Here is a 26,069-nt window from a genome sequence, read left to right as displayed (position 1 = left end):
TGCCGGGCCGCTGGTGTTGCCCTGGGGAGGCGCCGAAGGCGCTTCGGGAGAGGTTAAAAATTGTCCAGCACGGCGCCCTTGCTGGCGCTGGCCGCATTGAAGGCGAACTTGGCCTGCACGCCGCGCGTGTAGCGCGGTGCCGGCGCGCTCCAGCCCTGGCGGCGCTGGGCGATCTCCGCCTCGGGCACGTGCAACTCCAACAGCAGGCGGTGCGCATCGATGGTGATGGTGTCGCCTTCGCGCACGAACGCGATCGTGCCACCCGCCGCCGCCTCGGGCGCTACGTGGCCCACCACCATGCCCCAGGTGCCGCCGCTGAAGCGGCCGTCGGTGATCAGGCCCACGCTCTCGCCCAGACCCGCGCCGATCAGCGCGCCGGTGGGGGCGAGCATCTCGGGCATGCCAGGTCCGCCCTTGGGGCCCAGGTAGCGCAGCACCATCACGTCGCCGGCCTGGATCCGGCCGTCCAGAATGGCTTGCAGCGCCGACTGCTCGTCGTCGAACACGCGCGCCGGGCCGGTGATGACCGGGTTCTTGAGTCCGGTGATCTTGGCCACCGCGCCCTCGGGTGAGAGATTGCCCTTGAGGATGGCGAGGTGGCCCTGGGCGTACAGCGGCTTGTCGATCGGACGGATCACATCCTGGTCGGCGCGCGGTGCGTCGGGCACGTCTTGCAAAACCTCGGCGATCGTCTGGCCGGTGATGGTGAGGCAGTCGCCGTGCAGCAGGCCGGCCTTGAGCAGGATTTTCATCACCTGCGGAATGCCCCCGGCCTTGTGCAGGTCGACCGCGAGGTACTGGCCCGAGGGTTTGAGGTCGCACAGCACCGGCGTGCGCTGGCGGATGCGCTCGAAGTCGTCGATCGACCATGCCACACCGGCCGCGTGCGCAATCGCCAGGAAGTGCAGCACGGCGTTGGTGGAGCCGCCCGTGGCCATGATCACCGCCACCGCGTTTTCGATCGCCTTCTTCGTCACGATGTCGCGCGGCTTGATGTCCTTCCTGATCGCCTCGATCAACACCTTGGCCGATTCCCGGGCCGAGTTCTGCTTCTCGTCGTGCGGGTTGGCCATCGTGCTGGAGTAGGGCAGCGACAGGCCCAGCGCTTCGAACGAGGACGACATGGTGTTGGCCGTGTACATGCCGCCGCAGGAGCCGGTGCCGGGGATGGCGCGCATCTCGATCTCGCGCAGGTCCTCGTCGCTCAGGTTGCCTGCCGCATTCTGGCCCACGGCCTCGAACACGCTGACGATGTTCAGGTCCTGCCCCTTGTAGCGCCCCGGCAGGATGGTGCCGCCGTACACGTAGATGGCCGGCACGTTGGCGCGCAGCATGCCCATCATGCCGCCGGGCATGTTCTTGTCGCAGCCGCCGACCACCACCACGCCATCCATCCACTGGCCCTGCACGCAGGTCTCGATGCAGTCAGCAATGACCTCGCGGCTGACCAGCGAGTACTTCATGCCCTCGGTGCCCATGGCCATGCCGTCGGAGATGGTGGGCGTGCCGAAGATCTGCGCATTGCCGCCGGCTTCCTCGATGCCGGCCACGGCCGCGTCGGCCAGCTTCTGCAGGCCGCTGTTGCATGGCGTGATGGTGCTGTGCCCATTGGCCACGCCCACCATGGGTTTCTTGAAGTCGCTCTCCTCGTAGCCCATGGCGTAGAACATCGAGCGGTTGGGTGCGCGCGATTTGCCTTGCGTGATGTGGGCGCTGCGGCTGTTGATGGGCTGGATGGGGATGGATTTGCTGTGTGCCATGGCGATGTCTCGTGGGTTGTGCTTGAGGGCGGCGAGGTCGCGCCCGACCATTTCCAGCCGCGAGTATGCGTTCGGCGGGCGACAGATGCCAATTGGTTTGGCGGCCGTCATTGATATGCTTGGCATATGAATGACATCAAGAAAGCACTGCGCATTGAATTGCGCCAATGGCGCCAGTTCACCGTTCTGGCCGAAGAGTTGCACTTCGGCCGGGCTGCAGCCCGCTTGCACATGACGCAGCCTCCGTTGACCCAGGCCATTGCCGGGCTGGAGGCCGCGCTGGGCGTGGTGTTGTTCGAGCGCACACAGCGCAGCGTGCAGATCTCGCCGGCCGGTGCGGCCTTGTTGCCCGAGGTGCGCGACCTGCTGGCCCGTGCGCATGCCTTGCCCGAACTGGCCCGCGCCGCGGCCTGTGGCGAAGTGGGCCGCCTGCGGCTGGCGTTCGTGTCCACCGTGGGTTTCGAGTTGCTGCCCCGGTGGGTGCAGGCTTTTCGCCAGCGCTGGCCACAGGTGTCGCTGGAGCTGATCGAGGCCACGGGCGACGTGCAGCAGGAACTGTTGGCACGCGGCGAAGTGGACGCCGGCATGGTGCTGCATTCGCCGGGCGCGCTGCTTCCCGGACTGGCGCACATGCGCATCGCCAGTGAACCTTTTGTGGTGGCCTTGCCCGAGTCCCATCCGTTGGCCGCGACCGACCGTCCCGCTCTGGCGGCCTTGCTGGCGGAGCCGCTGGTGGTGTTCCCACGCCGCATCCTGCCCACGCTGCAGGATGCGATCTTCGCGATGTACCACGCGGCCGGTCGCGTGCCGCGGGTGGCGCAGGAGGCGATCCAGATGCAGACCATCGTCAACCTGGTGTCGGCGGGACTCGGGATTGCCTGGGTCCCCCAGAGCGTGCGGCAGTTCCAGCGTCCGGGCGTGGTCTACCGCAACACACGGCCTTCTCGGGGACGCGCACTGCCGATGTGCGAGACCAGCCTGGTCTGGCGAGCGCAAGCCGTGAGCCCCGCGCTGGCCCATTTCATCGGGTTCGCGCAGACACAGGTCACGCTCCCCGTTTCGCCGCAGCCTCTTGAGCAGGCGTTGAGGGCCGGGCCGCGACGGACACCGCACGGCAAGCGCTGACGGCGCGGCTCACGCCGGCAGGCTAGGGGAGAGCGGCGGTACCGGCGTCAGTGCCCGACCGGTTTGGAAGTAGGCGAGGAGGTTGTCGGCGGCCAGATGGGCCATGCGCAGGCGCGTCGCGCGGCTCGCGCTGGCCATGTGCGGTGTCAGCACCACGTTCGGTAGCGACACCAGGGCCGGATGCACGGCCGGTTCGTTCTCGAATACATCCAGCGCGGCCGCAGCGATCACGCCGTTGCACAGGGCCTCGATCAGGGCGTCCTCGTCCACCACGCCCCCGCGCGCGATGTTCACGAGCGTCGCGGTGCGCTTCATGCGCGCCAGCGCCTGGGCATCGATCACATGGTGCGTGGCAGCGCTGTGGGCCACTGTGAGCACCAGATGGTCCGACTCTCGCAACAGCGTGTCCATGTCAACGAATCGGGCGGGGATGGATGCCTCGCCGGCCGCGTCGAGCCGGTTGCGGTTGTGGTAGATGACACGCATGCCGAAACCGTGCGCGCCGCGCCGGGCCACGCCTTGTCCGATGCGTCCCATGCCCAGAATGCCGAGCGTGCTGCCGTGGACGTCCTGTCCGGCCATGAAGTCGTACGACCATTTGTGCCACCGGCCTTCGCGCACGCAACGCTCGGCTTCGCCCGTTCTTCTCGCGGCTGCCATCAGCAGTGCGAAGCCGAAGTCGGCCGTGGTGTCGCTCAGGACGCCCGGTGTGTGGGTGGCCACCACGCCGCGCGCCGACAGGGCCGCGAGATCCAGGTTGCCGAAGCCCACCGCCATGTTGGCGCAGATGCGCAGCGCGTGGCACTGCGCCAGCAGGGGCGCGTCGATGACATCGCTCGCGGTGCAGAGAAGGCCCTGTTTGTCCACCAACCGGGTGGCCATCTGCGTAGCGCTCAGTACGTCGTCGGCCTGGTTGCTGTCCACGTCGAAAAACGGCGTCAGCCGGTCGATCACTTCGGGAAAGATGGCGCGCGCAATCAGGAGGCGGGGTCTGGTGGGGGCGGTATTCATGGTGCGCCCGAGTATCGGGAGCGGCCTCCAATGCCGTCCATGCGCGAAGTGGATAGGCATCATCCGGATCGGGCATTGAGTGCAGCGTGCCCTGTTCCCATACTCGGCGGCATGCCAGACCCCACCCCCACCGAATCCGCCACGCTCATGCGTCTTGTCGGCCGCGTCGAGTCGCGGCGGGTGCTGCGGCCTGCGCAGGACGGACCGCGCATGGAAATCAGCTTCAGTGCCGCGTTGACATCCGGCCGGCTCGGGTCGGGCAGTGCCGCCTGCAGTTTCATCGGGCACCTCGAACCCGGGGGCCGATACCAGTGGCAGGGACGGGGCGCGCTCTTTCTGAGCGCTGGCACCGTCACCACGCGCAGTTGGGGCCGGGGACAACGGCAAGGCAACACCATCGTCTACCAGGGCGCCATGGCCTTTCATGCCCACACGCCTTCGCTGGACTGGCTCGACGGTCTGCAGGCGTCCTTCGAATACGTGCAAGACCTGGCGAGCCTTGAGGTCACCGTGCACTGCCAGGAATCGCCCGCTTTCCACAACCACCTTCCCCAACAGAAAGGAATTTCCCCATGCTGATGCACCAGTTGATCACCGACGGCGCGATGCGCCACCCCGACAAGACCGCCTTCGTCTGGGTGGACCGCCAGGCCAGCCTGTCGTATGCAGAAGCCGTGGCGCAGATGGAGCGCATGGCGGGTGCGCTGGCGCACCTGGGCGTGCGCAAGGGCGACCGTGTCACCGTGTTCGCGCACAACGGCATGGACTACCTGTTGGCCATGCTGGGGGCGTGGCGCATCGGTGCCATTGCTGCGCTGGTCAACGTGAAGTTCAAGGACGATCTCACCTACTACCTGGCCGACCACCAGCCCCGCGTGGTCATCTACACGCACGACATGCGCGATGCCGTGGACACCGCAGTGGCCCAGGTGCCGGGCATCGAACACCTGGTGTGCATGGACGGTGCGCAGCCGGGCGCGCACGCGCTGCCCGAGCTGATGGCGCAAGGGTTCGCCGTGCCATCCGACCCGCAAGACGAGAGCGCCATCGCGCACCTGTCCTACACCTCCGGCACCACTGGCAAGCCCAAGGGTGCCTGCCTGGCGCACGAACCGACTGTGCGGGCCAGCCGCTGCATCGCCGAGCGCCTGCGCGTGCGGGCGGACGACATCTCGTTCGGTCCAACCGCGTTGTCCAGCTCGTACCAGCTCGTCGGCAACCTGCTGCCGGCGCTCTCGCGCGGTGCGACCGTGCATGTGATGCGGTTCTGGACGCAGCAGGCCGGGTGGGAGGCGCTCGACAAGGCTCAGGCCACCATCCTCGTGGGCAACCCCACGCTGCTGGAAGAGCTGCGCGCCGAAAGCGCGCTGCGGGGCCGCGCACCTGGTCGCCTGCGCATGGGGCTCTCCGGTGGTGGTCCGGTGCCCGCCACCCTCAAGCGCGCCTGGCGCGATGAATTGCAACTGCCCTTGGTGGAGAGTTTCGGCCAGAGCGAGCTTGGCGGCTTCATGGCGCTGGGTTACCCCGAACTCGAACCGGATGACAGCAAGCTGATGCGCGTGGGCCCGGCCTTGCCCGACAAGGAGGTGTGGATGATGGGCCCCGATGGCCGACGCCTCGCTCCAGGGCAATTGGGTGAAATCGTGCTGCGCGGCGGCTTCATGTGGGGCTACTGGAACAAGCCCGGCAAGACGCAGGAAGTGACCGCCGACGGACTGCTGCGCACGGGCGACATCGGACTGATGGATCACGACGGCCATGTGACCATGCGAGGGAGGCGCTCCGAGCTCCTGCATGTGAACGGTGTGAGCTGGTTTCCACGCGATGTCGAAGAGGCTCTGTGCCGCCAGCCTGGCGTGCGCCAGGCTGCGCTGATCGGCTTGCCGGGCGGCGACGGCGGCGTGCTGCCGCGCGCCTTCGTCACCCGCCGTCCGGACAGCGAGATCGATGCCGCGCGTCTCAAGACGGCGGTGCAGGCCGAAGTGTCCTACGACCTCGGTTCGATGGAGGTGGTGGCCATCGACGAACTTCCCATGACGCCGACGGGCAAGATCGCGAAGGGTGATCTGCTCACGCTCGCCATGGCCACGTCCTGAGCCCAAGGGCTCGCGAGCCACTAGTTCGCGGGCCCGGGCCTATCGAGTTCGCGAAAGTCGGGCAGCGCGGCGTCGATCAGGCGGCCACCGCGCAGGACCCGACGCTCAGGACGACCACAGACTTCGAAGCTGTTGCGACCCGTGAGCAGCACCAGATCGGCCGGTGCGCCGACGCGCAATGTGCCGTCCCAGGCCAGGCCCATCGCGGCGGCCGGCGTGGTGCCGATGCAGTCGATCCAGCGCGCGAGCGGATCGTCCAGATGGGCCGCCAGCGCGCCCACGGCCAACACCTGCAGCAGGTCGAAATCGGCGAACGGCACGAAGGCGTCCTGCACATTGTCGGACGCCAGGCCGACCCGCACGCCGAGGTCGCGTGCTTCCTGCAAAGGGGCGATGCCACGCAGACGGGGTGTGCGGCCCGCGCTGCCGTCCTGCAGTTGCAGGTTGGCCAGTGGCAATCCGATGAGCACGATGCCGGCGTCGGCCAGCGCGCGCAGCACCGACGCACACGCGTCGACGGGTGCGACCGACAGGGCGCAAGCGTGTCCGCAAGCCACGCGGCCTTCCCAGCCGTACCGCATGGTCAACCGGGCGATGGTGCGCAGTCCTTCGATGTCGTTCTGCAGGTGCTCGTCGGCGTGGAAGTCGAGGTCCAGGTCGTGCGCCACCGCCAGCTCGAACACCCGTTCGAGCAAGCTGCGCTGACCCGGCACCGGATGCACCGATGCTCCAAGCACACCCCCTTGTTTCGCCAGTACAGCGGCTATCGCCGTGCCCGCGTCGGCCTGGGCGAACAGCTGCAGGGGCGAGAGGCTCGTCGGCTGCAGTTCGACGCGCGCCGACCACTCGCCGCGCAGGGCTTGCGCCACGGGCCAGGCCTGCGGCATGGACGCGCCCACCCAATCGATGTGGGTGCGGATCGCGCGTGTGCCCTGCGTGTAGGCGGTTCGCAAGGAAAAGTCCATGCGCCGGCGGATGTCGTCCACGGTCCATCGATCGCGGTCTTCACCGGAGGCCGCCACCGCGTCGCGCAGCGCGTGGTGGGTGCGGCCGATGCGGGTGGCCGTGTGGCTCTTGTCGAGATGGGTGTGCAGGTCCACCCAGCACGGGGTGACGATGCCGTCGGCGAGGTCCACCACCGGCAGGCCGTCGTTGGCCACGGCGGCGGCCAGCGCGGTGATGTGACCGTCTTGGATGCGCAGCTGGACCGCGCGAAACCCCGGCGCAGCCGGCGCGAGTGCGTCGCGTTGCGGCACGTCGAGCAATCGATCGGGCACACGCGCCCGGGCCAGCCAGCAGCCGCTGGCGGGAAAGGCTGGTCCCGCTACCACGCCGTTGCGCTGTCCAGCGATTCGAGTGGCACGCGGTGGATGTCTTCCAGCACCAGGGCGAACTGTTCACCCACGTGGTCCAGCGTGGCGCGCCCTTTTTGCGCGGTGGCCAGCGCGGCGTTGCCACAGGCGCCTTGCGGGTTCAGGTCCTGCGTCTGCCAGGCCACGCGGGCCTTGCCCTCCACGTAAGACAGGTAACGCGACCCTGCGCTCAGCGCCCGGTCGGTGCTGGCGAAATTTCCGGCCCGCTCCATGTGCACCAGATCGGGGTGGATCTCGAGCAGGATCGAACTCTCCAGTTCACCGGCGTGGATACCGTGGCGCATCTCGTCATCGCCAATCAGCCCATCGGGCAGTCCCAACTGGTACCAGTTCACGCACACCACGAGCATGCCGAAGCGTTCGCGCAGATCGCGCGCGACGATGTCCATGACCGATTCCTGCCCGCCGTGGCTGTTGAACAGCACCAGCTTGCGCACGCCGGCCGCGGCCACGCAGGCGCCGATCTCGCTCCAGAGCGTGATCAGCGTCTGGGCCGACAAGGTCAAGGTGCCCGGGTAGCGCGAATGCTCGTTGCTCTTGCCGATGGGTTGCGTGGGCAGGAACAGCACCGGCAGGTCGGCGCCCAGGTGCGCCAGCGTGGCCGCCACCATCGCATTGACGGTGGCCGTGTCGACCGACATCGGCAGGTGCGGGCCGTGCTGTTCGATCGCGCCCACGGGCAACACGGCGATCACGCTCGGGCGGTCCAGCCGCGAGAAGGCCTCGCTGGTCAGGTCGGCCCAGAAGCGGGACGGTACCGAGGCGGCAAAGGTGTTGGCCATGGCGGTGTCCTTCACGCGGACACGGTTTCGACACGGATGCCGTAGCGCGCCAGGTTGCGGGGTGTTCGCACCTCCTTCTCGCCGCGCGCCTCCAGCATCTTCAGCAGCCGCCGACGCATGGCCAGGCCCGGGCGGTCGGTGTACATGTGGGCTTCCTCCGCGTTCGCGGGGGCCAGTGGCACGTCGTGGTCGAGCCCTTCGAGAATCAGGATGTCCTCGTTGGTGATGCGGCGGTCCATCTCGATGCAGTCGGCGGCGCTGACCTCGGCTTCCGTGTCGTTGCGGTAGATCCACTGGCACAGCATGGAGCGCTCGTCGTCGATGGGCGTGGCCGAGGTCACCAGCGAATGGATCAGGCCGTTGGGGTAGGTGATCTGCGACTTGCGCATGAAGGGCATGTACCAGTTGCTCACCATGTGGCGCACCGACTCCACCCCCTGGTCGCGCACCACGCGCTGGATGTGCTCGTCGGCATTCAACACCGGCACATCCCCGCGCAGCACGATGCCATGCTCGGTTTCTTCGATCTCGGTCTTGCGCGGTGTGGCATCCACCATGTTGCCGAAGGTGCCCTTGTGCACGAAACTGGTGTGCGAGAAGTCGAAGAAGTTCTCCATCAGGCGCAGGCCGCTCGCACGGCAGGGCTCGTAGAACTCGTGGATCAGGCGGAAGCCCGGCGCGCCGTCTTCTTCCAGCACCGGAATGGTGTTGATCGGATCGGGCTCCAGGCACACCCAAACGTAGCCATAGCGCACGTCCGTCAGGTGGCTCTTGACCTTGTAGGGGATCTTCACGGCCTCAGGGCTTTGCGGCATGGACACGCACTGGCCGGTGCAGTCATAGGCCCAGCCGTGGTAGCCGCACACGATGCGGTCGTTTTCCAGCCAGCCCATCGAGAGCTTGGCGGTGCGGTGGCAGCAGCGGTCTTCCATCGAGGCGTAGCGCCCGTCGCCCACCTTCCAGAGCACGATGTCTTCGCCCAGCAGGCGAAAGGCTTGCGGGCTGCCCGCATCCAGCAGGTGGGTGGGCATGACCGGGTACCAGAAGTGGCGGAACATGTTTTGTTGGGTGATCAGCATGGGGAACTCTCTGTCTCGTTCTCAGTTGGAGGGATACAGCTGCTTGACGAACTGCATGTCGTAGGCTTTGCGCACATCCATGCCAGGGGGCAGCGCCTTGGCCGCGACCATCTCCTGGTAGAAGCCGGCCCAGCGGGCATCGCTCATGTTGCCGATCCGGCCGTTGGCCGCATCGCCGGATTCGAGCAGGCCGTGCTGTTTCATCTGCGCCATCGCATAGGCGATCTGCTCGTCGGCCATGGTGGGGTTGTTGGCCTTGATGAGGCGCGATGCCGGTCCAGGGTCGCGCAGGAAGGCGCGCCAGCCTTCCACCGTGGCCTTGATGAAGTCCGCCACCAGCTTCGGGTTCTCCTTGATCAGCTTCTGCGTGGTGTCGATGGTGTAGTTGTAGCTGGACCAGCCGTAGTCGGCGAGCAGCATGCACTCCATGGCAAGGTTCTGGCGCTTGAACTGGAAACCGTCGTTGGTGATGAAGCCCTGCTGCACCATCTTCGGGTCCTGCAGCAGCGCCGCGTAGCTCGCGTCGAAAGGGCGCAGCTGGCTGTCGTCAAACCCATGGCGGGCTTTCAGCCAGGGCCACCAGCTGCCGCGCGCAAGCTGTGCCACGCGCATGGGCGCGCCCTTCATGTTCTCCAGCTTGGGGTAGGTGCCCTGGTGGTGCACCAGGCACTGCGGGTCGCGCTGGAAGATTGCGGCCACCGAGACCAGCGGAATGTCTTCGCGCACGGCGTTGAGCGCGCGCATGTTCCACCCGTTCACGAAGTCCACCTTGCCGGAGACCATCTGCTGCATGTTGTTGCCCTGCGGGCCCACCTGCGTCACCTTGACGTTCAGGCCGTGCTTCTCGTAAATGCCTTCGGCCATCGCGGCGTAGTAGCCGCCATGCTCCGCGGACGCATAGAAGCTCAGGGCCACGTTGACATCGCGCAGGGCCTGGGCATGGGCCGTGCCGGCGGTGGTGGCCACCGCCAGGAAAACGGCGGCGGTGCCGCGGACCGCCATCAGAAGAGATCGGATCGTCATACAGGAACTCCTGGTGTGTGGGGAGGTAGGGGGGAGGTGGGGGCTCAGTGCTCGGTCTTCACCGTGCTCTCGTGCCAGGCGCCGAGCACCCGGTTCGAAACGAACACCATGACCGCGAAGAGCGTGATGCCGGTGAGCGAGATGAGGAAGAGGGCGGCGAACATGCGCGGCACCTTCAGCTGCACACCCGACTCGAGAATGATGTAGGCCAGTCCCGACTGCGTGCCGCCCGTGCCCGCCACGAACTCGGCGACCACCGCACCGATCAAAGCCAGGCCGCTGCTGATGCGCGCGCCGGCAAAAAAGTACGGCAGCGCGGCCTTGAGCTTGAGACGCGTGAGCGTCTGCCAGCTGGAGGCGCGGTAGATCCGGAACAGGCTCTGCAGGTTGGGCGCTACGGAACGCAGGCCCAGCGTCATGTTGGCCACGATCGGGAACAAGGCCGTGATGCTTGCGATGGTGACCAGGGCCACGAAGGTGTTGCTGACCCAGATGATGATCAGGGGCGCGATCGCCACGATGGGCGTCACCTGCAGGATCACCATGTAGGGCATGACGCTCTGTTCCACCAGCCGGTTTTGCGACAACAGGAACGAGATCAGCACGCCAGCAATGACCGCCACCGAAAAGGCCAGCACCGTGACCTTGAGGGTGAACAGCAAGCCGGTGAAGAGCAGCGCCGCGTCCTCGTGCAGCGCCTTCAGCACATCGAGCGGCCCCGGCACCACATAGACCGGCAGCGACAGCGCCACCACCAGGAATTGCCAGGCCGCGATCAGGCCGATGCCGATTGCCAGCACCGGGATCTTGCTGTTGCTCCAGTTCACTTGCCGGGACACGCCGCGGGACAGGTCGACGACTTTCATGGTGCGATCTCCTCGCCCCGGCTGGCGGCGTCCAGGGCGGCCGTCAAACGGGTCATGTACTGCAGGTAGTCGGACGAGAGGCGGAAGGCCGGCCCGCGGGGGAAGGGCGCGTCGATGTCCACCTCCGCGATCACCCGCCCGGGCCTGGCGGCCATGACGACGACCCGTGACGAGAGGTAGACCGCCTCGTGCAGGCTGTGCGTCACGAACACCACGGTGAGCTTGCGTTCGTGCTGGATGCGCAGCAGGTCGTCGTTGAGTTTGTTGCGCGTCATCTCGTCGAGCGCGCCGAAGGGCTCGTCCATCAGCATCAGGTCGGGTTCGGTGATGAGCGCGCGGGCAATCGACACCCGCATCTGCATGCCGCCCGACAGTTCGCGCGGATAGGACTGGTGAAACGCGCCCAGGCCCACCAGCTCCAGCACCTCGTTCACCTTGGACTGGATGGCCTGGCGGCTCAATGTGCCTTTGAGCTCCAGGGGCAAGGCGACGTTTTCGGCCACGCGCGCCCAGGGCATGAGCGTCGGGTCCTGGAACACGAAGGCCAGCTTCTGGTCGGTCCGCTCCAGCACCGGCGTGGTCTCGCCCCACCATTGGACTTGTCCTTCGGTAACGCCACCGAGCCCGGACAGGATGCGCAGCAGCGTGCTCTTGCCGCAACCCGATGGGCCGATCAGGGTGACGAAGTCGCCGCCACAGATGTCGAGGTCGGCCCGGGCCAGGGCCACCGTGCCGTTGGCGTACCGCTTGCCCACGCGGCTCACCTGAATGATCGGTGCCGATCGCCTGGAAACCAGGGTGCTGACACCAGGGGGAAGCGGGACGCTGACGTCGCGCAAGGCTGCTGTGTTCAAACTCACTGCTCCTCGTGGGTGCCGGGCTTTGCATCGCCCCGGCTTGTCTCTGTGGCTTGTGTGCCTGGCGTCTTTTGCGCCGGTGCTTTTCACGCTTGAGTTGAACTAGTATCCCGAAGTGGAAACTCCCAGTCCATGCGGACTGCGTATAAAAATCATGCGCCAAAGAGATGATCTGTCCCTGAACTTCTTCCTGCTCAGGTGCCTGGTGGCCCTGGTGGACCACTCCCAGGTGACACGGGCCGCCGACGCGCTGAACATGAGCCAGCCGGCCATGAGCAGGGCCATGAGCCAGTTGCGCCTACTGACGGGTGACCCGATTCTGGTGAAGGCGCAGGTCGGCCTCGTGCCGACTGCCAAGGCCATGCAACTGCGCGAGTTCGCGCAGCGCATCCTCTACGAGATGGACCAGTTGCTCGGGCAAGCGATCGCATTCGACCCGGTGCAGGCGCGGCGCAACTTCCGGGTGGTGGCCACGGACTACCTCGAGTGCGTGTTTCTGGACCCGTTGGTCACGCGCCTCTCCCAACAGTTTCCGGGCATCTCGGTGACGGCCTGCCACCCCGTCGATCCCCGGCACCTGAGCCAGGTGCTCGAGAGCGGCGAGGCGGATTTTTGCGTGGGCATGCTGCCGCCCACCCTGGAGGACTTGCGCCACCGATTGATCTTTCGCGATCGCATTGCCTGCGTGGCCTCCAAGGGCCATGCCGCGTTGGGGCGAGTGCTCAGCCCGAAAGAGTTCGCCGCGCTCGATCACATCGTGATCAAGCCGAGCGTGCGTGCCTTTGGTGACGATGTCGACGAAGCGTTGACCCGCCTGGGACTGGCGCGCAACACCCGGCTCACGACACCCGGTTACCTGTCCGCCCCTTATCTGATCGAGTCGACCAGCATGGTGGCGTTGATGCCTGAGTCACTGGCCGGCCGGTTCTGCGAGCGGTTTGCACTTGCGCGGATCGACGTGCCATTTGATGTGCCGCCCTATGAGGTCTATCTCTACTGGCACGAGCGCACCCACAACCACCTGGACCATATCTGGTTCAAGGAACAGCTGCTGGGCGACCTTTGAAGTGCCTCTCAGAGGTCGAGCACAAGCCGTTCGCTCAGAGATCCTGCGCAGCAGATCGCAAGCTCACGCAAACGCTCATCCGCACTCAGGAACGCGTCTGCGTGCACGGGGGTACCCGACAGATACCGCGTCACGCAACTGCCACACACGCCCATTTCACACGATGTGATCGGAGGGTGGCCGGCGCGACGCAAGGCCTGCAACAGGCTTTCCCCGTGTTCGACCAGCACCGTCTTGCCGCTGCGTGCGAGCTCCACCGTGAACGTGGTGCGTCCGGATTTTTCCGCGGCTGGCAGGGCAGAGAAACTCTCTTGATGCACCTGTTCGGGCGGACGCAGGCGCGTGGCCTGTCGAACTGCTGCCATGAAGCCGGCCGGGCCACAAGCATAGAAATGTGTTCCAACGGGCTGTGCCGCGCACAGGTCGTCCAGATGCACCTGGTGTGCTGGTGAATCGTCGAAGTGAAAGCGCACACGCTGGTTCCAGGGCGCTGTCCGCATTTCCTCCAGAAACGGCGCATGGGAGCGGCCGCGGAAAAAGCAGACCAGCTCGAAACTGCTGCCGCGTTGCCACAGTGCCTTTGCCATGGCCAGTACCGGTGTGATGCCGATGCCACCAGCCATCAGGCAATGGTGTGCCGCCTGCGGTGCGAGTCGGAAGTTGTTGCGCGGCGGGCCGATCTGCAGGCGATGGCCCACCCGGCAGGTGTCATGCAACCAGCGCGATGCGCCCCGTCCGTCTGGCTCTCGCTTGATGCCCACCACATACGGCCCGTCGACGACGTGCAGATGACACAGCGAGTATGGGCGCGGGCCGACATCGGTATAGATGTCGATGTGCGCTCCTGCCTCGAACGAGGGCAACGCGCCTTCGGTAGGGCTCAGTTCGAACGTACGGATTTCTTCGGTCTGTTGCCACACCCGGGACAAGGTCACTTCCAACAATTTCTGCGTCATGGGCGCAGTATCGTGAGGCTGGTCCGGGCATCGCAACCCCCTGCGACGCATGAAGCGCATCCGTTTTCCGGATGCCGAATGCCTGGGCGCTGTTCTCGCGGTCTCGGCAGGGATGGATGCCGGCAGTCGACAGGGTGTGCCAAGAACGCAGAAGGCACAATAGGCCATGCTCCAACATCCCCAGATCGACCCCGTTGCCCTGCAGATTGGCCCCTTGGCCATTCACTGGTATGGCCTGACCTATCTGCTGGCGTTCGGCCTGTTCATGCTGCTGGGCCGCGCACGCCTGCGCCACCCGCCGTATGCCCACATCACCGAGCCGCCGTGGACGCGCCGCGACGTGGAGGACATTCTGTTTCTCGGCGTGGTGGGCGTGGTGGCCGGCGGGCGCATCGGCTACTGCCTGTTCTACAAGCCGGCCTACTACCTGGCCAACCCTTTGGAGATCTTTGCCGTGTGGCAAGGCGGCATGAGCTTTCACGGCGGGCTGCTCGGCGTGATGCTGGCCATGGTCTGGTATGCACACAGCCGCCGCCGGCCCTTCATGCAAGTGATGGATTTCGTCGCCCCCTGCGTGCCCACGGGCCTGGCGGCCGGTCGCCTGGGCAACTTCATCAACGGCGAACTCTGGGGCCGCGTGGCCGATCCCTCGCTGCCTTGGGGCATGGTGTTTCGCGGCGCGGGCGATCTGCCGCGCCACCCGTCCCAGCTGTACCAGTTGCTGATGGAAGGCCTGTTGCTGTTCGTGCTGCTGTGGCTCTACGCGCGCAAGGAGCGCGCGCAAGGGCAGGTCTCGGCGGTGTTCCTGTTCGGTTACGGCGTGTTCCGCTTCATCGCCGAGTTCTTCCGCGAGCCCGATGCCCATCTGGGCCTGCTGTCGCTGGGCATGAGCATGGGCCAGTGGTTGTGCGTGCCGATGATTTTGGGCGGCGCTTTTCTGTGGTGGTGGTTCGGCAAGAGGCGGTGAAACACCCCCCTTGCGCCGCTGCGCGGCGTCCCTCCCCTCAATTCACGCCGCGTACCCGGTTGGTCAGCTCGCCCAGTCCCTCGATGCGGCAGGTGACCACATCGCCCTCGGCGAGGAAGCGGCGCGGGTTCATGGCGTAGCCGACGCCGCTGGGCGTGCCTGTGGCGACGACGTCGCCGGGCTCCAGCGTCATGCCCGCCGAGAGCGACTCGATGATGGCGGGAATCTTGAAGATCATGTCGGCGGTGCTCGCGTCCTGCCGGCGCTCGCCGTTCACATCGAGCTCGATGCGCAAGGCATGTGGATCGGGTACCCGGCTGGCGTGCACGATCCAGGGCCCCATGGGGCAGAAGGTGTCCAGGCCTTTGCCCTTGAACCACTGGTCGTGGCGGCGTTGCAGGTCGCGTGCCGTCACGTCGTTCACGATGGTGTAGCCGAACACATGCCGCCAGGCGTCCTTGGCCGGTATGTCGCGCCCGCCTCGGCCGATCACGAAGGCGAGTTCGACCTCGTAGTCCAGCCGGCGCGTGACCGCGCTGTCCAGTTCGATGTCGGCGTGCGGCCCGGTGATGGCGGTGGCGGGTTTGGTGAAGAACTGGGGCGCTTCGGGCAGGGGCGTGGCCTTGTCGCGCGAGGCGTTGTCTTCCTGAATGTGGTCGACGTAGTTGCGCCCCAGGCAGAAGACGTTCTTTGGCGTGCGCGGGATGGGCGCCAGCAGCTGCAGCGCGTCGGGCGCCACGCGGGCCAGGCCCAGGCGGGGCAGCGCGGAGGCGACGGCCTGCTCGACCTCGAGGGCGCGCGTGTCCCAGGCGATCAGCTTCAGGATGTCGGGGGCGGCCTCGGTCGCCAGACCGTTCAACAGGCCCTCGCGCTGCAACAAGGGCCATGCCACGTGCAGGTCGACGACCGGGCCGTCGTCCATCTTCAGGGCGGTATGGTGCGCACCATCGCGCAGCAGGGTTCCCAGTCTCACGGGTGATCTCCTTCGGGTTTCAGAACCATCAATGCGTCGAGCGCCACGGGTGCGGCGTCGCCGATGAGCAGGGGGTTGATCTCCATGGCCTGCAGGGCAGGGCCCAGGGCGGTGGCCAGGGTCTGGAGGCGATCGAGCACGTCGACGATGTCTTCTGGCGTGCGCGGGCGTGGCCAGCGCGCGGCGTTCAACACGCGCCCGACCGTGCCGCTGCACACGAACGCGTGCATCGCGGCCCGGCTCGCCGGCATGCGCAGCAGTTGCACGTCGTCGATCGCCTCCGCGTAGCGACCGCCCATGCCCAGCAGCAGGAAACGCCCCAGCGGCGCCTCGTGCACCACGCCCACGATCAGCTCGACCTCACCGCGCATCATCTGTTGCGCGCAGATGCGCCCGGGCACGGGCATGTCCGCCAGCGCACGTTGAAGCTGAGCGAATGCGTGGTCGACCTTCTCGGGTGTGTCCAGGTGCAGGTGCACGAGTCCGGCATCCGACTTGTGCTCCACGCCGTCCACCACGCCCTTGAGCACGATCGGCCCGCCGCAGCGCGCGGCAAACGCCCGTGCCTCGGCCGGGTCGGCCACGAAGCCGCGCGCTACGCAGGCAATGCCGGCCCCGGCAAACAGCTTCATCGCGGCAACCTCGTTCAAGACGCGCGGCTGTCCGGGTTCTACCTGCAGAGCGGCGGCGCGCCCGTCCACGTCCTCGGCGTCCCGGGCCTGCGGCGCCTTCGCCGAGGCGGACGTGTGCGCCAGCGGCGGGCGCGCGGTCTTCAGTGTGGCGGCCAGGGCCTCGATGGCGCTGGCGCTGTCGCTGAAGACCGGCACGTCCTCGGCCGCGAGCAACGCCACCTGCTCGGCAGGCAGGGCGCCCGGCGCGATCACGAGATGGGGCTTTGCGCTGTGGCGGCGGGCCTCGGCGATGGCGCGCGCGAACGCGGCCCGGCCCTGGGCCGAAGGCAGGGTGTGCAGGAAGGCGACCACGGCATCCACCGACGCATCGGCCGCGAGCAACTTCGCCGTCTCGCCGCTGCGCAGGGTGCCGCCGATGCTGGTGACGTCCAACGGATTCGTGAGACCGGGCGATCCCTTGATGGCGGTCAGCGCGTTGGCCGTCGCACGGTCCAGCGCAGCCACCTCCAGACCATGGCCGACCACCGCGTCGGCGATCAGCGTGCCTCCGCCTCCCGAGGCGGTGAGCACGCCCAGCCCGACGCCTCGCGGCTGCCAGCCGCTCGGGTGGGTCAGCGCCAGGCGCGAGAAAGCGACCAATGCTTCGACCGAACTCACCTGCGCAACGCCGGCGGCATCCAGGAGTGCGCGGTAGGCGCGGGCGCTGCCCGCCAGACGGCTGGAATGGGCGTTGGTGGACGCCGCGCCCGCCTGCGTTGTGCCCAGTTTGAGCACGGCCACCGGTTTGCCCGCAGCGCGGGCGCGGGCCGCTATCTCCAGGAAGCGCTCGCCATCGCGCAGGGCTTCCAGCACCAGCAGAATGACTTGCGTCTGTGGGTCGTCGACCAGGTAGGCGAAGAAGTCGAGCATGTCCAGGTCGGCCTCGTTGCCCACCGCCACGAACTTGGCCAGGCCCACGGCACCGGCGTTCATGCGCGCGGACAGCGTGGAGAACAGCGCGCCGCTGTGCGAGATGATGGACACCGGCCCTTCGGCCAGCCGCTGGGCGTGCGCCGCGTTGTAGCCCAGTGAGAGTCGCTGGTGGGTGGCGTACAGGCCGTTGGTGTTCGGCCCGATGAAGCGAATGCCCCATTCCTCGGTCAGCGCCGTCAACGCGAGCTGGCGCTGCGCGCCCTCGTCACCGGCCTCGGCGAAGCCGGTGGAGGCGACGACGGCCGAGCCCACGCCAAGCCGCGCGCACTCGGTGGCCGCCTGCAGTGCCTGCGCGCCGGGGACCACCAGAAAGGCGACGTCGGGCACGGCCGGCAGATCGGCGATCCGGGCGTAGCTGCGCAGCCCGGCCACTTCGCTTGCACGTGCGTTGACGACGAAGATCTCGCCTTCGTAGCCGCCGTGGCGCAGGTACTCCAGGGGCCTGTGGCTCAGCTTGAGCGGGTCGGCAGATGCGCCAACGATGGCGACGCTGCGCGGGTGGAAGAGGCGTGGCGGAACGCCACCGGGTCTCGGTCTTGTCATGGGCTTGGGTGTGGGTCGCGGGAGGGGGCGTCAGCGGCCGCGCCACACGGGCGCGCGCTTTTCGAGAAAGGCCCGCACACCTTCGCGGCGATCTTCGCTGGTGTAGGGGCTCGGTCCGATGTCCATGCGCAGCGCGGCGGCCACCGGCAGGTCCAGCGTCTTGAGCGCGTTGGCTTTCATGCGCCGCACCGACAGCGGTGCGTTGGCTGCGATCCGGTGCGCCAGCGCCATGCTGCTGGCGAGCACCTGGTCTTCGTCCACCAGCGCGTTGAGAAAGCCGATTTGCAAGGCGCGCTGGGCGTCCATGGTGTCGCCGGTGCACAGCATTTCCATGGCCAGCGCGGCCGCCACGCGGCGCGCCAGCATGACGGAGCCGAAGTTCGCGCCCATGCCGATCTTGGCCTCTGGCAGGCCGAAGCGTGCGCCGGCGTGGGACAGGCGCATGTCGCAGGCCAGTGCCAGCTCGAAGCCACCGGCTATGGCGCTGCCATTGAGCGCGGCCACAACCGGCACCGGGCAGTCCAGCAGGATCTCGAACACGGTGCGCTCGACGCGCGCGTTCGGGCCGCGCCAGGCGGCAGCGCTGCCTTCGCTGGCATGCTCGTCCTGCTGTCCCATGTCTTTCAGATCGGCGCCCGAGCAGAACACCGGGCCTTCGCCGCTCAGCACCACACAGCGCGTGGTGCCATCGTCCCCGGCGGCCAGCACCGCCTCGGACAGCGCTTGGAGCAAGCCCCGGGACAGCGCGTTGCGGCGCTCGGGCCGGTTCAGCTTGAGCAGTAGCACGTGCGCATCGCGTGAGACCTGCAGGATCTCTTCATCCACCATGCTGCTTCACTCCTGCTCCATGCCCGCGGCCTTGACGATGCGCGACCACAGGGCGATTTCCTTTTCCTGGAAGCGTGCGAACTGCTCCATCGTCAACGGGTTGGGTTCGCTGCCGCTCTGGCGGAAATAGCTCGGGTCGCTGACGATGGCGTCGCGCACCAGTTCGTTGAGCCGACGGGCCACGCCCTCGGGCGCATGCGCGGGCAGGTAGACCGCCGTCCAGGCGTACAGCTGGTAGTCGGCCATGCCCTGCTCGGCGAAGGTGGGAATGTCTGGCGTGCTGCTCATGCGCTCCGCGCCCGTGGTGGCCAGGGCCTTCATCTTGCCGCTCTTGATGTTGGTCATCGCGTTCAGGCCGTCGGACCAGGTGAGGTCCACGCGCCCGCCGGCGATATCGGTGAGGATTTGCGAGGGGCTCTGGTAGGGCACGTGCAGCAGGTCCACGCCGGCCAGAAGTTTGTAGAGTTCGCCACCCGCGCGGGCCGAGGCACTGGAGCTGCCGAACGTGAGCTTGCCGGGGCTCTTCTTGGCCATCTCGGTCAGTTCGCGCACGTTGTTGGCCGGGAAGTCCTTGCGTGCCAGCAGGACCGTGGCGCCTTTGCTGACGGTGGCGATGGGCGTGAAGTCCTTGACCGGGTCGTAGGGCAGGCGTTTGAACAGCGCAGGGTTGGCCGCGTGGGTGGTCTGCGTGGTGACCAGCGCGGTATACCCGTCGTTGGGCGCCTTGGCCACGAAACCGGCCGCCAGGAAGCCGTTGCCGCCGGGGCGGTTCTCGATCACCACCGGCTGGCCGGTGACCTTGGTGATGTGGTTGCCCACGAAGCGGGCCACGGTGTCGGTGGCACTGCCGGCGGCGAAGGCCACCACGAAGCGGATCGGCTTGGCGGGGTAGGCCTCGGGCGGCGCGGGCTGCGCATGCGAGGGGTGGAGCGCCAGGGCGCACAGCAGGGCGCAGGCAGTGGCGCGAAGCGTTGAAAGAACCATGTTTGTCTCCAGGATGTGTCGAACGCGTGGGCATTGTTGGCCGAGGTGTTCGCGGGGTAAATTGAATTCTTGATGTAGGCTCATAACCTTTGGTTAATCTCTTGGGGACGCGATGAACCTGCGCCAGATGGAAGTGTTTCGCCACGTCATGCAGACCGGCTCCATCAAGGGTGCAGCCGAACTGCTGCACGTCAGCCAGCCGGCGGTGAGCAAGTTGCTGGCGGCGGCCGAGCGCCGCAGCGCCCTGCAGCTTTTCGCACGGGTGAAGAACCGCCTGGTGCCCACGCCCGAAGCGCACCAGCTGTATGCCGAAGTCGAGCGGCTCTGGGAACGTGTCGACCGGGTGCGCGATCTGTCCCAGGAACTCTCCAACCCCAGCGGCGGCACCCTGGTGGTGGGTGTGTCGGCGAGTCTGGGGGCCACCGTGGTGCCCACCACCGTGCAGGCCTTGATCCGCTCGGCGCCGCAAGCCGTGGTGCGCATCGAGCAATTGGTGCCGCACCTGCTGGTGCAGTCGCTGCTCGACGGCACCACCGACATCGGGGTCACCATGGGCGTCCAGCCCCATCCCAGCCTGGAACTGCTCTCGCGCTACCCGTGCGGTCTGGTCTGCGTCATGCCCACGGGGCACCCGCTGTCGAACAGGCGCGCCATCCGCGCGGTGGACCTGCGGGGGCAGCAGATCATCTCGTTTCCCCAGTCCCTGAGCTATGGCATCTCGCCGCGCGATCTGTACGGTGCGTACGCGGAGGAGATCCGCGCCTCGGTCGAGGTGCGCTCGGGCCAGGCAGCGTGCTGGTACTGTCTGGCGGGTGCCGGGGTCGCCGTGGTCGATGCCACCGCCATCGCGGGCGCAGCGTTCCCGGGCCTGGTGTCCCTGCCGTACCGGTGCGGCGTGCAACTCGAAGCGCGCCTGATGCACCACGGCGAGCGTCCGCTGTCGCGTCTGGCGCAGCGGTTCTGCGAGCTGTTCGACGAGGCCTGGCCACGTCTCATGGGCAAGGCGCGGGTGCGCTAGTCAATACACCAGGTGCGCCCGCGCCTGGCAGTTCAGCGTCATCAGATTGACGTCGATCTCGCCCAGACGCAGGCCCAGCAGGTCGCGCAGGATGGGCGTGAGCACGTTGCTGCCCACGGCGTCCAGGATCGGTTGCAACACCTGCAGCAGGTAGCCGGCGAGGATGGTGATGGCGTTGGGCACGCTGTCACTGCCGGCGGATTGGCTGCCGTCCATGCTGTTGGCGATTTCGGCCACGCAGGCTGTGTCGTTGGAGCCGATCAACGCGGTGCACCCTCCCACCAGGCCACCCAGCACGGCACCCAACAGATTGCCGATGCCGGTCAGCAGGTTCGTGACGAGGCTGCCCACGCTATTGAGCAGGCCGATGACGTTGAGCGTGAGCGTGTGGCCCAGCAGCGCCAGCACGTCGTTGTTCAGTCCACCCAGGAACCCACCCAGGCCCGAGGTGCTGTTCTCCATGCTGGCCTTGACGTCGGTGAGGCGCGTCACGCGGCAGGCGCGGGTGGTGCAGGCCGCTCCCCACAGGTTCTGGGCATTCGCCTGGCGTTGCGCGAGTGAGAGCGCCGGCCCACGGTCCAGCGTCTCCACCAGCAGGGTGGCGAGCAAGGCGTCGGTGAGGTTCTTGATCGTGGTGCCCAGCAGCAGTTCGTTGCCCACGGTGCCGGTTTCGCCCGCGGCCAGGGTCACGCTGGCCTGCAGCGGCAAGGCATCCAGTTGCAGGTGCTTGCGCAGGCTCACCAGGTTCACGCCGAGCAGGCTCACGCGCAAAAGGTCTTCGTCGGCCAGGTTCTGGTCGCAGCTGGAGACGGTGGAAAAAATCTGGCTTTCGTCTGCGGGGTTGGCGCCGGGCCGGCCCACGCAGACTTTGGCGATCGAGGCATTCACCGCAATGGACGCGCGCTCCGTGCCGTCGGGCCGGCGCAGGGCGGGCGTGCACATCTCGGTGAGTGTGCCCCGGCCGTTGACGACGTCGATCATGATGGGCAACTTGACGCGCGCGATGTTGCCGATCACAGGCAGGTTGCCGGTGTCCACGTCGACGAAGGCGCGAACCTGGGCGGTGTAGGCCGTGGCGCCCACGCCGCCGATCGCGATGGACGGCGGCTCGACCAACACCGTGCGGGCGCTGATCACGCCGGGCACGCCTGCCGTCACCGACAGTGCCCGTTTCTGGGTGGCCACGCCGATGGCGGAATACAACAGGTCGAGCGCGCCCACATCCACTTGCAAGGCCGATGCCGTGCTCGCATCGGGTGCGATGATTTCGGCGAAGAGGCCCGCGCCTTCGCCGGCCGCACTGCCCAACTGCACCCCCAGGTCGGAGGTACCCAGCTTGGTGACGATGCTGTTGAGCAGGCCGGCGTTGGCAGCGAGCAGTGCGTCCTGGCCCGCCAGGGTCACGATGGCGTTCAGCACCTCGCCGAGCTGCACCTGGCGCGCGGCGAGCAAGGTATTGAATTCGCCCACGCCCACGTCGGTGCTGACGGGAATGCCCAAGGCCGCGAGCAGGCCGGCGGGTTTGATCCGGGCCTGGGCGAGACCGTCGTAGCCCACCAGCGAGGTGCCGGTGAGGTCCAGGCCAATGCCCTTGAGCAGATCGCCCAAGACCGAGTCGCCCGTGCGCAGCAGGGTGCTGCCGACGGAAAACGACGCCAGCGGGTCCGTCACGGCGGCCACCGCCTCCGCGCGCAAGGTGCGCTCACCGGGGAAGAACGCGAGCAAGGACGGTGGCGCGCCTTCGATCAGCACATGCACCGCGTTGTAGGCGGCTTCTGCGGCGGTGAAATTGCGCTCCGTGTTCTTGGCAGGGTCCCAGCGACCGCAATTCACCACGGGCGTGAAGCCGGTGAGGTTCTGCGCCGCGTTGGCCAGAGCGGCCGATTGGGCAGCGGTGCAGTCGTTGGCTTGTACCGAGGAGGCTCCCGCGATGGCCGCGAGGTCAGCGGTTTTTTGCAGTTCGCGCTTCATCACGAACAGATAGCCCAGCTCGGTGCCCACCAGCGCGATGACGATCAGGCTGAGCGCGATGGCCGTGTTGATGACGATGGAGCCGGATTGAGGGCTCTTGCGGGCAAGTCGGCGAAGCAGTGCAGCAGGCATGGGGTTCAGAGCGCGGCAGTGGCCCGGCTGGTCAGCGTTTCGGGCATCCACTGGCTGCTGTCGAACAAGGGCACCCAGGGCAGCAGCCGGCCAGCGGCGTAGGGGAAGTGGACCGTCACCACGAGCGTGGTGCTGGGCACGGCCACGTCGATGCTCATGTTCTGCACCAGCCACGCGCGGCGCTTGGCCGGTGTGTCGCTGTGGGCCAGGGGCACGATGATGGAGCCGCTCAACGAGTCCCAGACCACGGTTTCGATGTGGGTCTTGGCGGTGGCGAGATCGGTGCCACTGGCCGTGCGCAACTGGGGAAACATCTGAACGGCGCGCGCCCCGTCCGACGCCGCACGCGCCATGGCCTGCTGGGTGTACAGCACGATGCCAAACGTGACGATGCCATACAGCGCGATCAGCAGGCCGAGCAGCACGAAGGCGAATTCGATCGCCGCCACGCCCTGCTGCGCTGGCCGGCCGCTCTTCACAAGGCACTCCCATCCAGCAGCACGCTGGCGCGTCCGATGAGTTCGTCGGGCAACGCAAACGCCGGGAAGGGTGGCAGCACCTTGTGCAGATCGCTCATGCGCACGGACACGCTCACCTGGCAGCGCTGTGCCCAGGTGGTGCCGCAGACCAGGGTGCCCTCAGGCTGCAAGCAAGTGCCCGTGTCGGACTGGCAAACATCGGGGAGCGGGATGGTGAGCACGGCTGCTGCGGGCTTCCAGGGCAGGGAGCGGTCCTGTGCCACCTGTTGCGCCTTGAGTTGCCGCGCGGCCAGCGTGGCCTGGTGCCTCAGGGCCGCGCGCGCGCCGTCTTCAGCGGCATTCTGCAGGCCGAAGCGAAAGGTGAAGACGATGCTGTAGCAGATGATGGCGTAAATGAGGCCGAAGAACAGCAGGAAGGCCATGGCGTACTCGATGGCGTAGACGCCACGCTGGTGGCGCGCCTTTGAGCGAGAAAGCGGACTCGGGCGCATGGGCTTGAGACGCTGGGCCACGAACACGCCGTGTCTCAGGGCTTTCCTTTCAGCCGGGAGTCGAACCATGCGGGTATCGGGTGTTCGAAGCTCTTCAGATGGCGCTGGTGGCTGAGCTCGGCCACCCGGCCATCGATGGGTCTGGGCGTGGCAGACGCTTCGCGTCCATCGCGCTGGCGTTGCAGCAGGCTGCGTGTGCTGTCGCCCACCGGCAAAGCGGCAGGGTCGTTGCCCGAAGGCGGCGCAGCGGGAATGGCCTGCGCCCACAGGAGTGCGGGGCCAGACAACGCTGCGCACAGGAAGAGGCTTCGAAGCATGGGCTTGAAGCGCTTGTTTTTATGCATGGTGCGTCCTCGGTGGTGTGACAAAAACGGTGGTGTGACAGCGGATCAGGGGGTGGCCAGTGCCGGGGCCGTGGAGAGCATGGGGCTCATCCGCAAGCCTGTGGGCACGGCCAGGCCACTCGCGGTCTGGCGCTGCGGCGCCAGCTCCAGGGCCAGTTGTTCGATGGCTTCGCGCGTGCGCTCGCCGAAACCTGCGTCTTGCATCACCTGGCGGGCCTGGTCGGCCTGGCCCTGGGTGAACAGGTAGAGCGCGAGGTTGCTGCGCACCTTGGCGTTGTGGGGCAGCAGTTGGGCCGACTGCAGCACCGGCAGGCGGGCCACGTCGAACCGCTGCGCGCGCAGCAAGGCATAGCCGAGGTCGCTGAGCAGCACGCCGTCGGTGGGTTGCAGCTGGCGCGCGCGCTCGAGCATGTCGGCTGCGCGCGCGTAGTCCTGGGCGGCGCCGGCGAGCAGGCCCAGGCCACGGTAGGCCGCGGCGCGTTCGGGCGAGTCGAGCAGCTTGTCGTACAGGGCCGCGCTGGCCGCGGGTTGATCGGTGTGGCGCAACGCATCGGCGCGCATCAGACGCGTTTCGTTGGAGATGCCCCAGCGCTGTTCCAGCGCGTCGATGTGCGCGAGCGAGGCGAACCACATGCCGTTGCCCTGCATCTGGCGCACCAGGGAAAGATACGTGGGCTGGTTCTCCAGGCTGGGTTCGCGCGCGGCGGCCTGGGCCGCTTCGGCCTGTGCCGCATCGGGCAGGGTGGTGCAGGCACTGAGTGCGGCGGCACCCACGAGGGCGAGCAGGGTGTGCAGGCGAACGGTGGTGTTCATGATCCGGTCATGCTCCCGACGGAGCGGATGATGGCGATGAAGCCGGGCCCGGCGGTGACGATCACCAGCGCCGGCAACAGGGTGGTGACCATCACGACGGTCATCTTCACGGTGATTTTTCCGATGCGCGATTTCATCTCGGCCTTGCGATGCACGCGCAGGCGTTCGCTGAACTGGCGGATCGGTTCCTGGATGGCACCACCGTGCTTGTCGACCTGGTTCACGAGCGCGATGAAGTCCATCAGGTGCTGGTTGTCGTGCAACCGCGCCAGGCGCTGGTAGGCCTGCTCGCGGGTACGGCCCTGGCTGTATTGCCGGTTGCCGGCGGCCACTTCCGAGCCGATCACGGGCATGACATGCTGAAAATCGCTGGCGATCACCTGCAGGCTCTGGTCCAGGCTCAAGCCCACGCTTTGCAGCAGGCCGAGCATGTCGACGAACAAGGGCAACTCGTGCGCGACCCGCTCGCATTGCTGGCCCGCGCGGCGCTTGAGCAGCCACTTGGGCAGCATGAACCCCACGGCGAAGCCGGCGGCGGACCACAGCAGCCCATTGGGTGTATCGCCCCACAGCACCTGGATGGTGATGGGCAATGCCAGTGCGAGTGCAAGGCGTGCGACCAGAAACACCAGTTGCGCGCGCGCCGGAGAAAAGCCGCATTGCTGGATCAGCCGGCGGTCTTCGTCGGCGACGAGGGCCTGGCCCAGGCGGCTTTCGAGCCAGCGCACGGACCACTGGCCGGTGCGAAGAAAAGCCAGTTCATCGGGCAGCGCGTCGATCGGGTGGGCGTTCTCGCCCAGCGCGCGATGAAGAACCTTGGTGGTGGCCGCGCGCTGCAGGTGGCGGTGCAGCACAAGCCCCGCGAACGTGAGCAGGCCCAGTGCCAGCAGCACCAGTGCGAGGATGGCCATTTGCGAGCTGTTCATAC

At 67.2% G+C, this 26,069-nt stretch carries 25 protein-coding genes; 6 read left to right on the top strand and 19 right to left on the bottom strand.

The features are described 5' to 3' along the window. Positions 1–53: 53 nt before the first annotated feature. Positions 54–1,760, bottom strand: coding sequence for a dihydroxy-acid dehydratase (ilvD, locus tag F9K07_RS16990; RefSeq protein WP_159594552.1), 1,707 nt, complete (start codon positions 1,758–1,760; stop codon positions 54–56). Between the two features lie 126 nt (positions 1,761–1,886). Between ilvD and F9K07_RS16985 the strand changes: the two genes are divergently transcribed. Continuing rightward, on the top strand, positions 1,887–2,885 hold the full coding sequence (locus F9K07_RS16985) for a LysR family transcriptional regulator (protein WP_201451439.1): 999 nt from the start codon (positions 1,887–1,889) through the stop codon (positions 2,883–2,885). Between the two features lie 9 nt (positions 2,886–2,894). On the opposite strand, the gene F9K07_RS16980 is transcribed toward F9K07_RS16985, so the two are convergent. Next, positions 2,895–3,896: a 2-hydroxyacid dehydrogenase gene (locus F9K07_RS16980; protein ID WP_159594551.1), complete on the bottom strand. Its 1,002-nt coding sequence runs from the start codon at positions 3,894–3,896 to the stop codon at positions 2,895–2,897. Between the two features lie 111 nt (positions 3,897–4,007). On the opposite strand from F9K07_RS16980, the gene F9K07_RS16975 reads away from it, so the two are divergent. Together F9K07_RS16975 and F9K07_RS16970 are read left to right on the top strand one after the other, a co-directional pair. Further along, entirely contained in the window at positions 4,008–4,475 is a 468-nt protein-coding gene (locus F9K07_RS16975; protein WP_159594550.1) for a hypothetical protein, read from the top strand. Further along, positions 4,469–5,992, top strand: coding sequence for a class I adenylate-forming enzyme family protein (locus tag F9K07_RS16970; protein WP_159594549.1), 1,524 nt, complete (start codon positions 4,469–4,471; stop codon positions 5,990–5,992). Before F9K07_RS16975 ends, F9K07_RS16970 begins: the two co-directional genes overlap by 7 nt. A gap of 20 nt (positions 5,993–6,012) precedes the next feature. On the opposite strand, the gene F9K07_RS16965 is transcribed toward F9K07_RS16970, so the two are convergent. The 6 genes from F9K07_RS16965 to F9K07_RS16940 are packed head-to-tail and all read right to left on the bottom strand — an operon-like array spanning position 6,013 to position 11,969. Beyond that, the gene (locus F9K07_RS16965; RefSeq protein WP_159594548.1) at positions 6,013–7,323 is read right to left on the bottom strand and encodes an amidohydrolase family protein; all 1,311 of its coding nucleotides are present in this window, start codon (positions 7,321–7,323) and stop codon (positions 6,013–6,015) included. After that, complete coding sequence (locus F9K07_RS16960) at positions 7,317–8,147, bottom strand: creatininase family protein (RefSeq protein ID WP_159594547.1); 831 nt, start codon at positions 8,145–8,147, stop codon at positions 7,317–7,319. Before F9K07_RS16960 ends, F9K07_RS16965 begins: the two co-directional genes overlap by 7 nt. A gap of 11 nt (positions 8,148–8,158) precedes the next feature. Then, entirely contained in the window at positions 8,159–9,226 is a 1,068-nt protein-coding gene (locus tag F9K07_RS16955) for an aromatic ring-hydroxylating dioxygenase subunit alpha (RefSeq protein WP_159594546.1), read from the bottom strand. 21 nt (positions 9,227–9,247) lie between these two features. Next, on the bottom strand, positions 9,248–10,249 hold the full coding sequence (locus F9K07_RS16950) for an ABC transporter substrate-binding protein (protein ID WP_159594545.1): 1,002 nt from the start codon (positions 10,247–10,249) through the stop codon (positions 9,248–9,250). 44 nt (positions 10,250–10,293) lie between these two features. Continuing rightward, a complete protein-coding gene (locus F9K07_RS16945; protein WP_159594544.1) occupies positions 10,294–11,115 on the bottom strand; it encodes an ABC transporter permease in 822 nt (273 codons plus the stop codon). Beyond that, a complete protein-coding gene (locus F9K07_RS16940; RefSeq protein ID WP_236581299.1) occupies positions 11,112–11,969 on the bottom strand; it encodes an ABC transporter ATP-binding protein in 858 nt (285 codons plus the stop codon). The genes F9K07_RS16945 and F9K07_RS16940 overlap by 4 nt, the downstream gene beginning before the upstream one ends. A gap of 157 nt (positions 11,970–12,126) precedes the next feature. Between F9K07_RS16940 and F9K07_RS16935 the strand changes: the two genes are divergently transcribed. Continuing rightward, positions 12,127–13,038, top strand: coding sequence for a LysR family transcriptional regulator (locus F9K07_RS16935; RefSeq protein ID WP_159594543.1), 912 nt, complete (start codon positions 12,127–12,129; stop codon positions 13,036–13,038). 8 nt (positions 13,039–13,046) lie between these two features. On the opposite strand, the gene F9K07_RS16930 is transcribed toward F9K07_RS16935, so the two are convergent. Beyond that, positions 13,047–13,994 (bottom strand): PDR/VanB family oxidoreductase, encoded by a 948-nt coding sequence (locus F9K07_RS16930; protein WP_159594542.1) that lies wholly within the window; start codon positions 13,992–13,994, stop codon positions 13,047–13,049. 166 nt (positions 13,995–14,160) lie between these two features. Between F9K07_RS16930 and lgt the strand changes: the two genes are divergently transcribed. Next, positions 14,161–14,961: a prolipoprotein diacylglyceryl transferase gene (lgt, locus tag F9K07_RS16925; protein ID WP_159594541.1), complete on the top strand. Its 801-nt coding sequence runs from the start codon at positions 14,161–14,163 to the stop codon at positions 14,959–14,961. A 37-nt stretch (positions 14,962–14,998) separates the two neighbouring features. Here lgt and F9K07_RS16920 read toward each other — a convergent pair whose 3' ends face one another. Genes F9K07_RS16920 through F9K07_RS16905 form a run of 4 tightly spaced genes read right to left on the bottom strand, consistent with a single transcriptional unit; the run spans position 14,999 to position 19,893 of the window. Then, on the bottom strand, positions 14,999–15,934 hold the full coding sequence (locus F9K07_RS16920; protein WP_236581297.1) for a fumarylacetoacetate hydrolase family protein: 936 nt from the start codon (positions 15,932–15,934) through the stop codon (positions 14,999–15,001). Then, a complete protein-coding gene (locus F9K07_RS16915) occupies positions 15,931–18,081 on the bottom strand; it encodes an acetate--CoA ligase family protein (protein WP_159594540.1) in 2,151 nt (716 codons plus the stop codon). The genes F9K07_RS16920 and F9K07_RS16915 overlap by 4 nt, the downstream gene beginning before the upstream one ends. Positions 18,082–18,111: 30 nt before the next feature. Beyond that, positions 18,112–18,909: an enoyl-CoA hydratase/isomerase family protein gene (locus F9K07_RS16910; RefSeq protein WP_159594539.1), complete on the bottom strand. Its 798-nt coding sequence runs from the start codon at positions 18,907–18,909 to the stop codon at positions 18,112–18,114. A 6-nt stretch (positions 18,910–18,915) separates the two neighbouring features. Continuing rightward, positions 18,916–19,893 carry a Bug family tripartite tricarboxylate transporter substrate binding protein gene (locus tag F9K07_RS16905; RefSeq protein WP_159594538.1) on the bottom strand — a complete coding sequence of 326 codons (978 nt, stop codon included), beginning with the start codon at positions 19,891–19,893 and terminating at the stop codon, positions 18,916–18,918. A gap of 112 nt (positions 19,894–20,005) precedes the next feature. On the opposite strand from F9K07_RS16905, the gene F9K07_RS16900 reads away from it, so the two are divergent. Continuing rightward, positions 20,006–20,911, top strand: coding sequence for a LysR family transcriptional regulator (locus F9K07_RS16900; protein ID WP_159594537.1), 906 nt, complete (start codon positions 20,006–20,008; stop codon positions 20,909–20,911). Here the strand turns inward: F9K07_RS16900 and F9K07_RS16895 are convergent, their stop codons facing one another. The 6 genes from F9K07_RS16895 to F9K07_RS16870 are packed head-to-tail and all read right to left on the bottom strand — an operon-like array spanning position 20,912 to position 26,067. After that, positions 20,912–23,014 carry a TadG family pilus assembly protein gene (locus tag F9K07_RS16895; protein ID WP_159594536.1) on the bottom strand — a complete coding sequence of 701 codons (2,103 nt, stop codon included), beginning with the start codon at positions 23,012–23,014 and terminating at the stop codon, positions 20,912–20,914. Between the two features lie 5 nt (positions 23,015–23,019). Beyond that, positions 23,020–23,493, bottom strand: a complete 474-nt coding sequence (locus F9K07_RS16890; RefSeq protein WP_159594535.1) for a TadE family protein — start codon at positions 23,491–23,493, stop codon at positions 23,020–23,022. After that, positions 23,490–24,011: a TadE/TadG family type IV pilus assembly protein gene (locus tag F9K07_RS16885; RefSeq protein ID WP_236581296.1), complete on the bottom strand. Its 522-nt coding sequence runs from the start codon at positions 24,009–24,011 to the stop codon at positions 23,490–23,492. Before F9K07_RS16885 ends, F9K07_RS16890 begins: the two co-directional genes overlap by 4 nt. A gap of 8 nt (positions 24,012–24,019) precedes the next feature. After that, positions 24,020–24,328, bottom strand: coding sequence for a DUF3613 domain-containing protein (locus F9K07_RS16880; RefSeq protein ID WP_159594534.1), 309 nt, complete (start codon positions 24,326–24,328; stop codon positions 24,020–24,022). A 45-nt stretch (positions 24,329–24,373) separates the two neighbouring features. Then, positions 24,374–25,141: a pilus assembly protein gene (locus tag F9K07_RS16875; RefSeq protein WP_159594533.1), complete on the bottom strand. Its 768-nt coding sequence runs from the start codon at positions 25,139–25,141 to the stop codon at positions 24,374–24,376. Then, positions 25,138–26,067, bottom strand: a complete 930-nt coding sequence (locus tag F9K07_RS16870; RefSeq protein WP_236581295.1) for a type II secretion system F family protein — start codon at positions 26,065–26,067, stop codon at positions 25,138–25,140. Before F9K07_RS16870 ends, F9K07_RS16875 begins: the two co-directional genes overlap by 4 nt. Positions 26,068–26,069: the final 2 nt, after the last annotated feature.

It is taken from the genome of Hydrogenophaga sp. BPS33 (assembly GCF_009859475.1).
In the GTDB taxonomy this organism is placed as follows: domain Bacteria; phylum Pseudomonadota; class Gammaproteobacteria; order Burkholderiales; family Burkholderiaceae_C; genus Hydrogenophaga.
The sequence above is the reverse complement of the archived record's forward strand: the minus strand, read 5'-3'. Positions and strand labels throughout refer to the sequence as shown.

Excerpts from the sequence above, each read along its gene's own strand:
- F9K07_RS16910 (WP_159594539.1), bottom strand. The coding sequence starts at position 18,909 with ATGGTGGATGAAGAGATCCTGCAGGTCTCACGCGATGCGCACGTGCTA.
- F9K07_RS16970 (WP_159594549.1), top strand. The coding sequence starts at position 4,469 with ATGCTGATGCACCAGTTGATCACCGACGGCGCGATGCGCCACCCCGAC.
- F9K07_RS16880 (WP_159594534.1), bottom strand. The coding sequence starts at position 24,328 with ATGCATAAAAACAAGCGCTTCAAGCCCATGCTTCGAAGCCTCTTCCTG.
- F9K07_RS16895 (WP_159594536.1), bottom strand. The coding sequence starts at position 23,014 with ATGCCTGCTGCACTGCTTCGCCGACTTGCCCGCAAGAGCCCTCAATCC.
- ilvD (WP_159594552.1), bottom strand. The coding sequence starts at position 1,760 with ATGGCACACAGCAAATCCATCCCCATCCAGCCCATCAACAGCCGCAGC.
- F9K07_RS16980 (WP_159594551.1), bottom strand. The coding sequence starts at position 3,896 with ATGAATACCGCCCCCACCAGACCCCGCCTCCTGATTGCGCGCGCCATC.
- F9K07_RS16905 (WP_159594538.1), bottom strand. The coding sequence starts at position 19,893 with ATGGTTCTTTCAACGCTTCGCGCCACTGCCTGCGCCCTGCTGTGCGCC.
- F9K07_RS16870 (WP_236581295.1), bottom strand. The coding sequence starts at position 26,067 with ATGAACAGCTCGCAAATGGCCATCCTCGCACTGGTGCTGCTGGCACTG.
- lgt (WP_159594541.1), top strand. The coding sequence starts at position 14,161 with ATGCTCCAACATCCCCAGATCGACCCCGTTGCCCTGCAGATTGGCCCC.
- F9K07_RS16945 (WP_159594544.1), bottom strand. The coding sequence starts at position 11,115 with ATGAAAGTCGTCGACCTGTCCCGCGGCGTGTCCCGGCAAGTGAACTGG.
- F9K07_RS16930 (WP_159594542.1), bottom strand. The coding sequence starts at position 13,994 with ATGACGCAGAAATTGTTGGAAGTGACCTTGTCCCGGGTGTGGCAACAG.
- F9K07_RS16960 (WP_159594547.1), bottom strand. The coding sequence starts at position 8,147 with ATGGCCAACACCTTTGCCGCCTCGGTACCGTCCCGCTTCTGGGCCGAC.
- F9K07_RS16950 (WP_159594545.1), bottom strand. The coding sequence starts at position 10,249 with ATGACGATCCGATCTCTTCTGATGGCGGTCCGCGGCACCGCCGCCGTT.
- F9K07_RS16975 (WP_159594550.1), top strand. The coding sequence starts at position 4,008 with ATGCCAGACCCCACCCCCACCGAATCCGCCACGCTCATGCGTCTTGTC.
- F9K07_RS16915 (WP_159594540.1), bottom strand. The coding sequence starts at position 18,081 with ATGACAAGACCGAGACCCGGTGGCGTTCCGCCACGCCTCTTCCACCCG.
- F9K07_RS16935 (WP_159594543.1), top strand. The coding sequence starts at position 12,127 with ATGCGCCAAAGAGATGATCTGTCCCTGAACTTCTTCCTGCTCAGGTGC.
- F9K07_RS16985 (WP_201451439.1), top strand. The coding sequence starts at position 1,887 with ATGAATGACATCAAGAAAGCACTGCGCATTGAATTGCGCCAATGGCGC.
- F9K07_RS16900 (WP_159594537.1), top strand. The coding sequence starts at position 20,006 with ATGAACCTGCGCCAGATGGAAGTGTTTCGCCACGTCATGCAGACCGGC.
- F9K07_RS16955 (WP_159594546.1), bottom strand. The coding sequence starts at position 9,226 with ATGCTGATCACCCAACAAAACATGTTCCGCCACTTCTGGTACCCGGTC.
- F9K07_RS16875 (WP_159594533.1), bottom strand. The coding sequence starts at position 25,141 with ATGAACACCACCGTTCGCCTGCACACCCTGCTCGCCCTCGTGGGTGCC.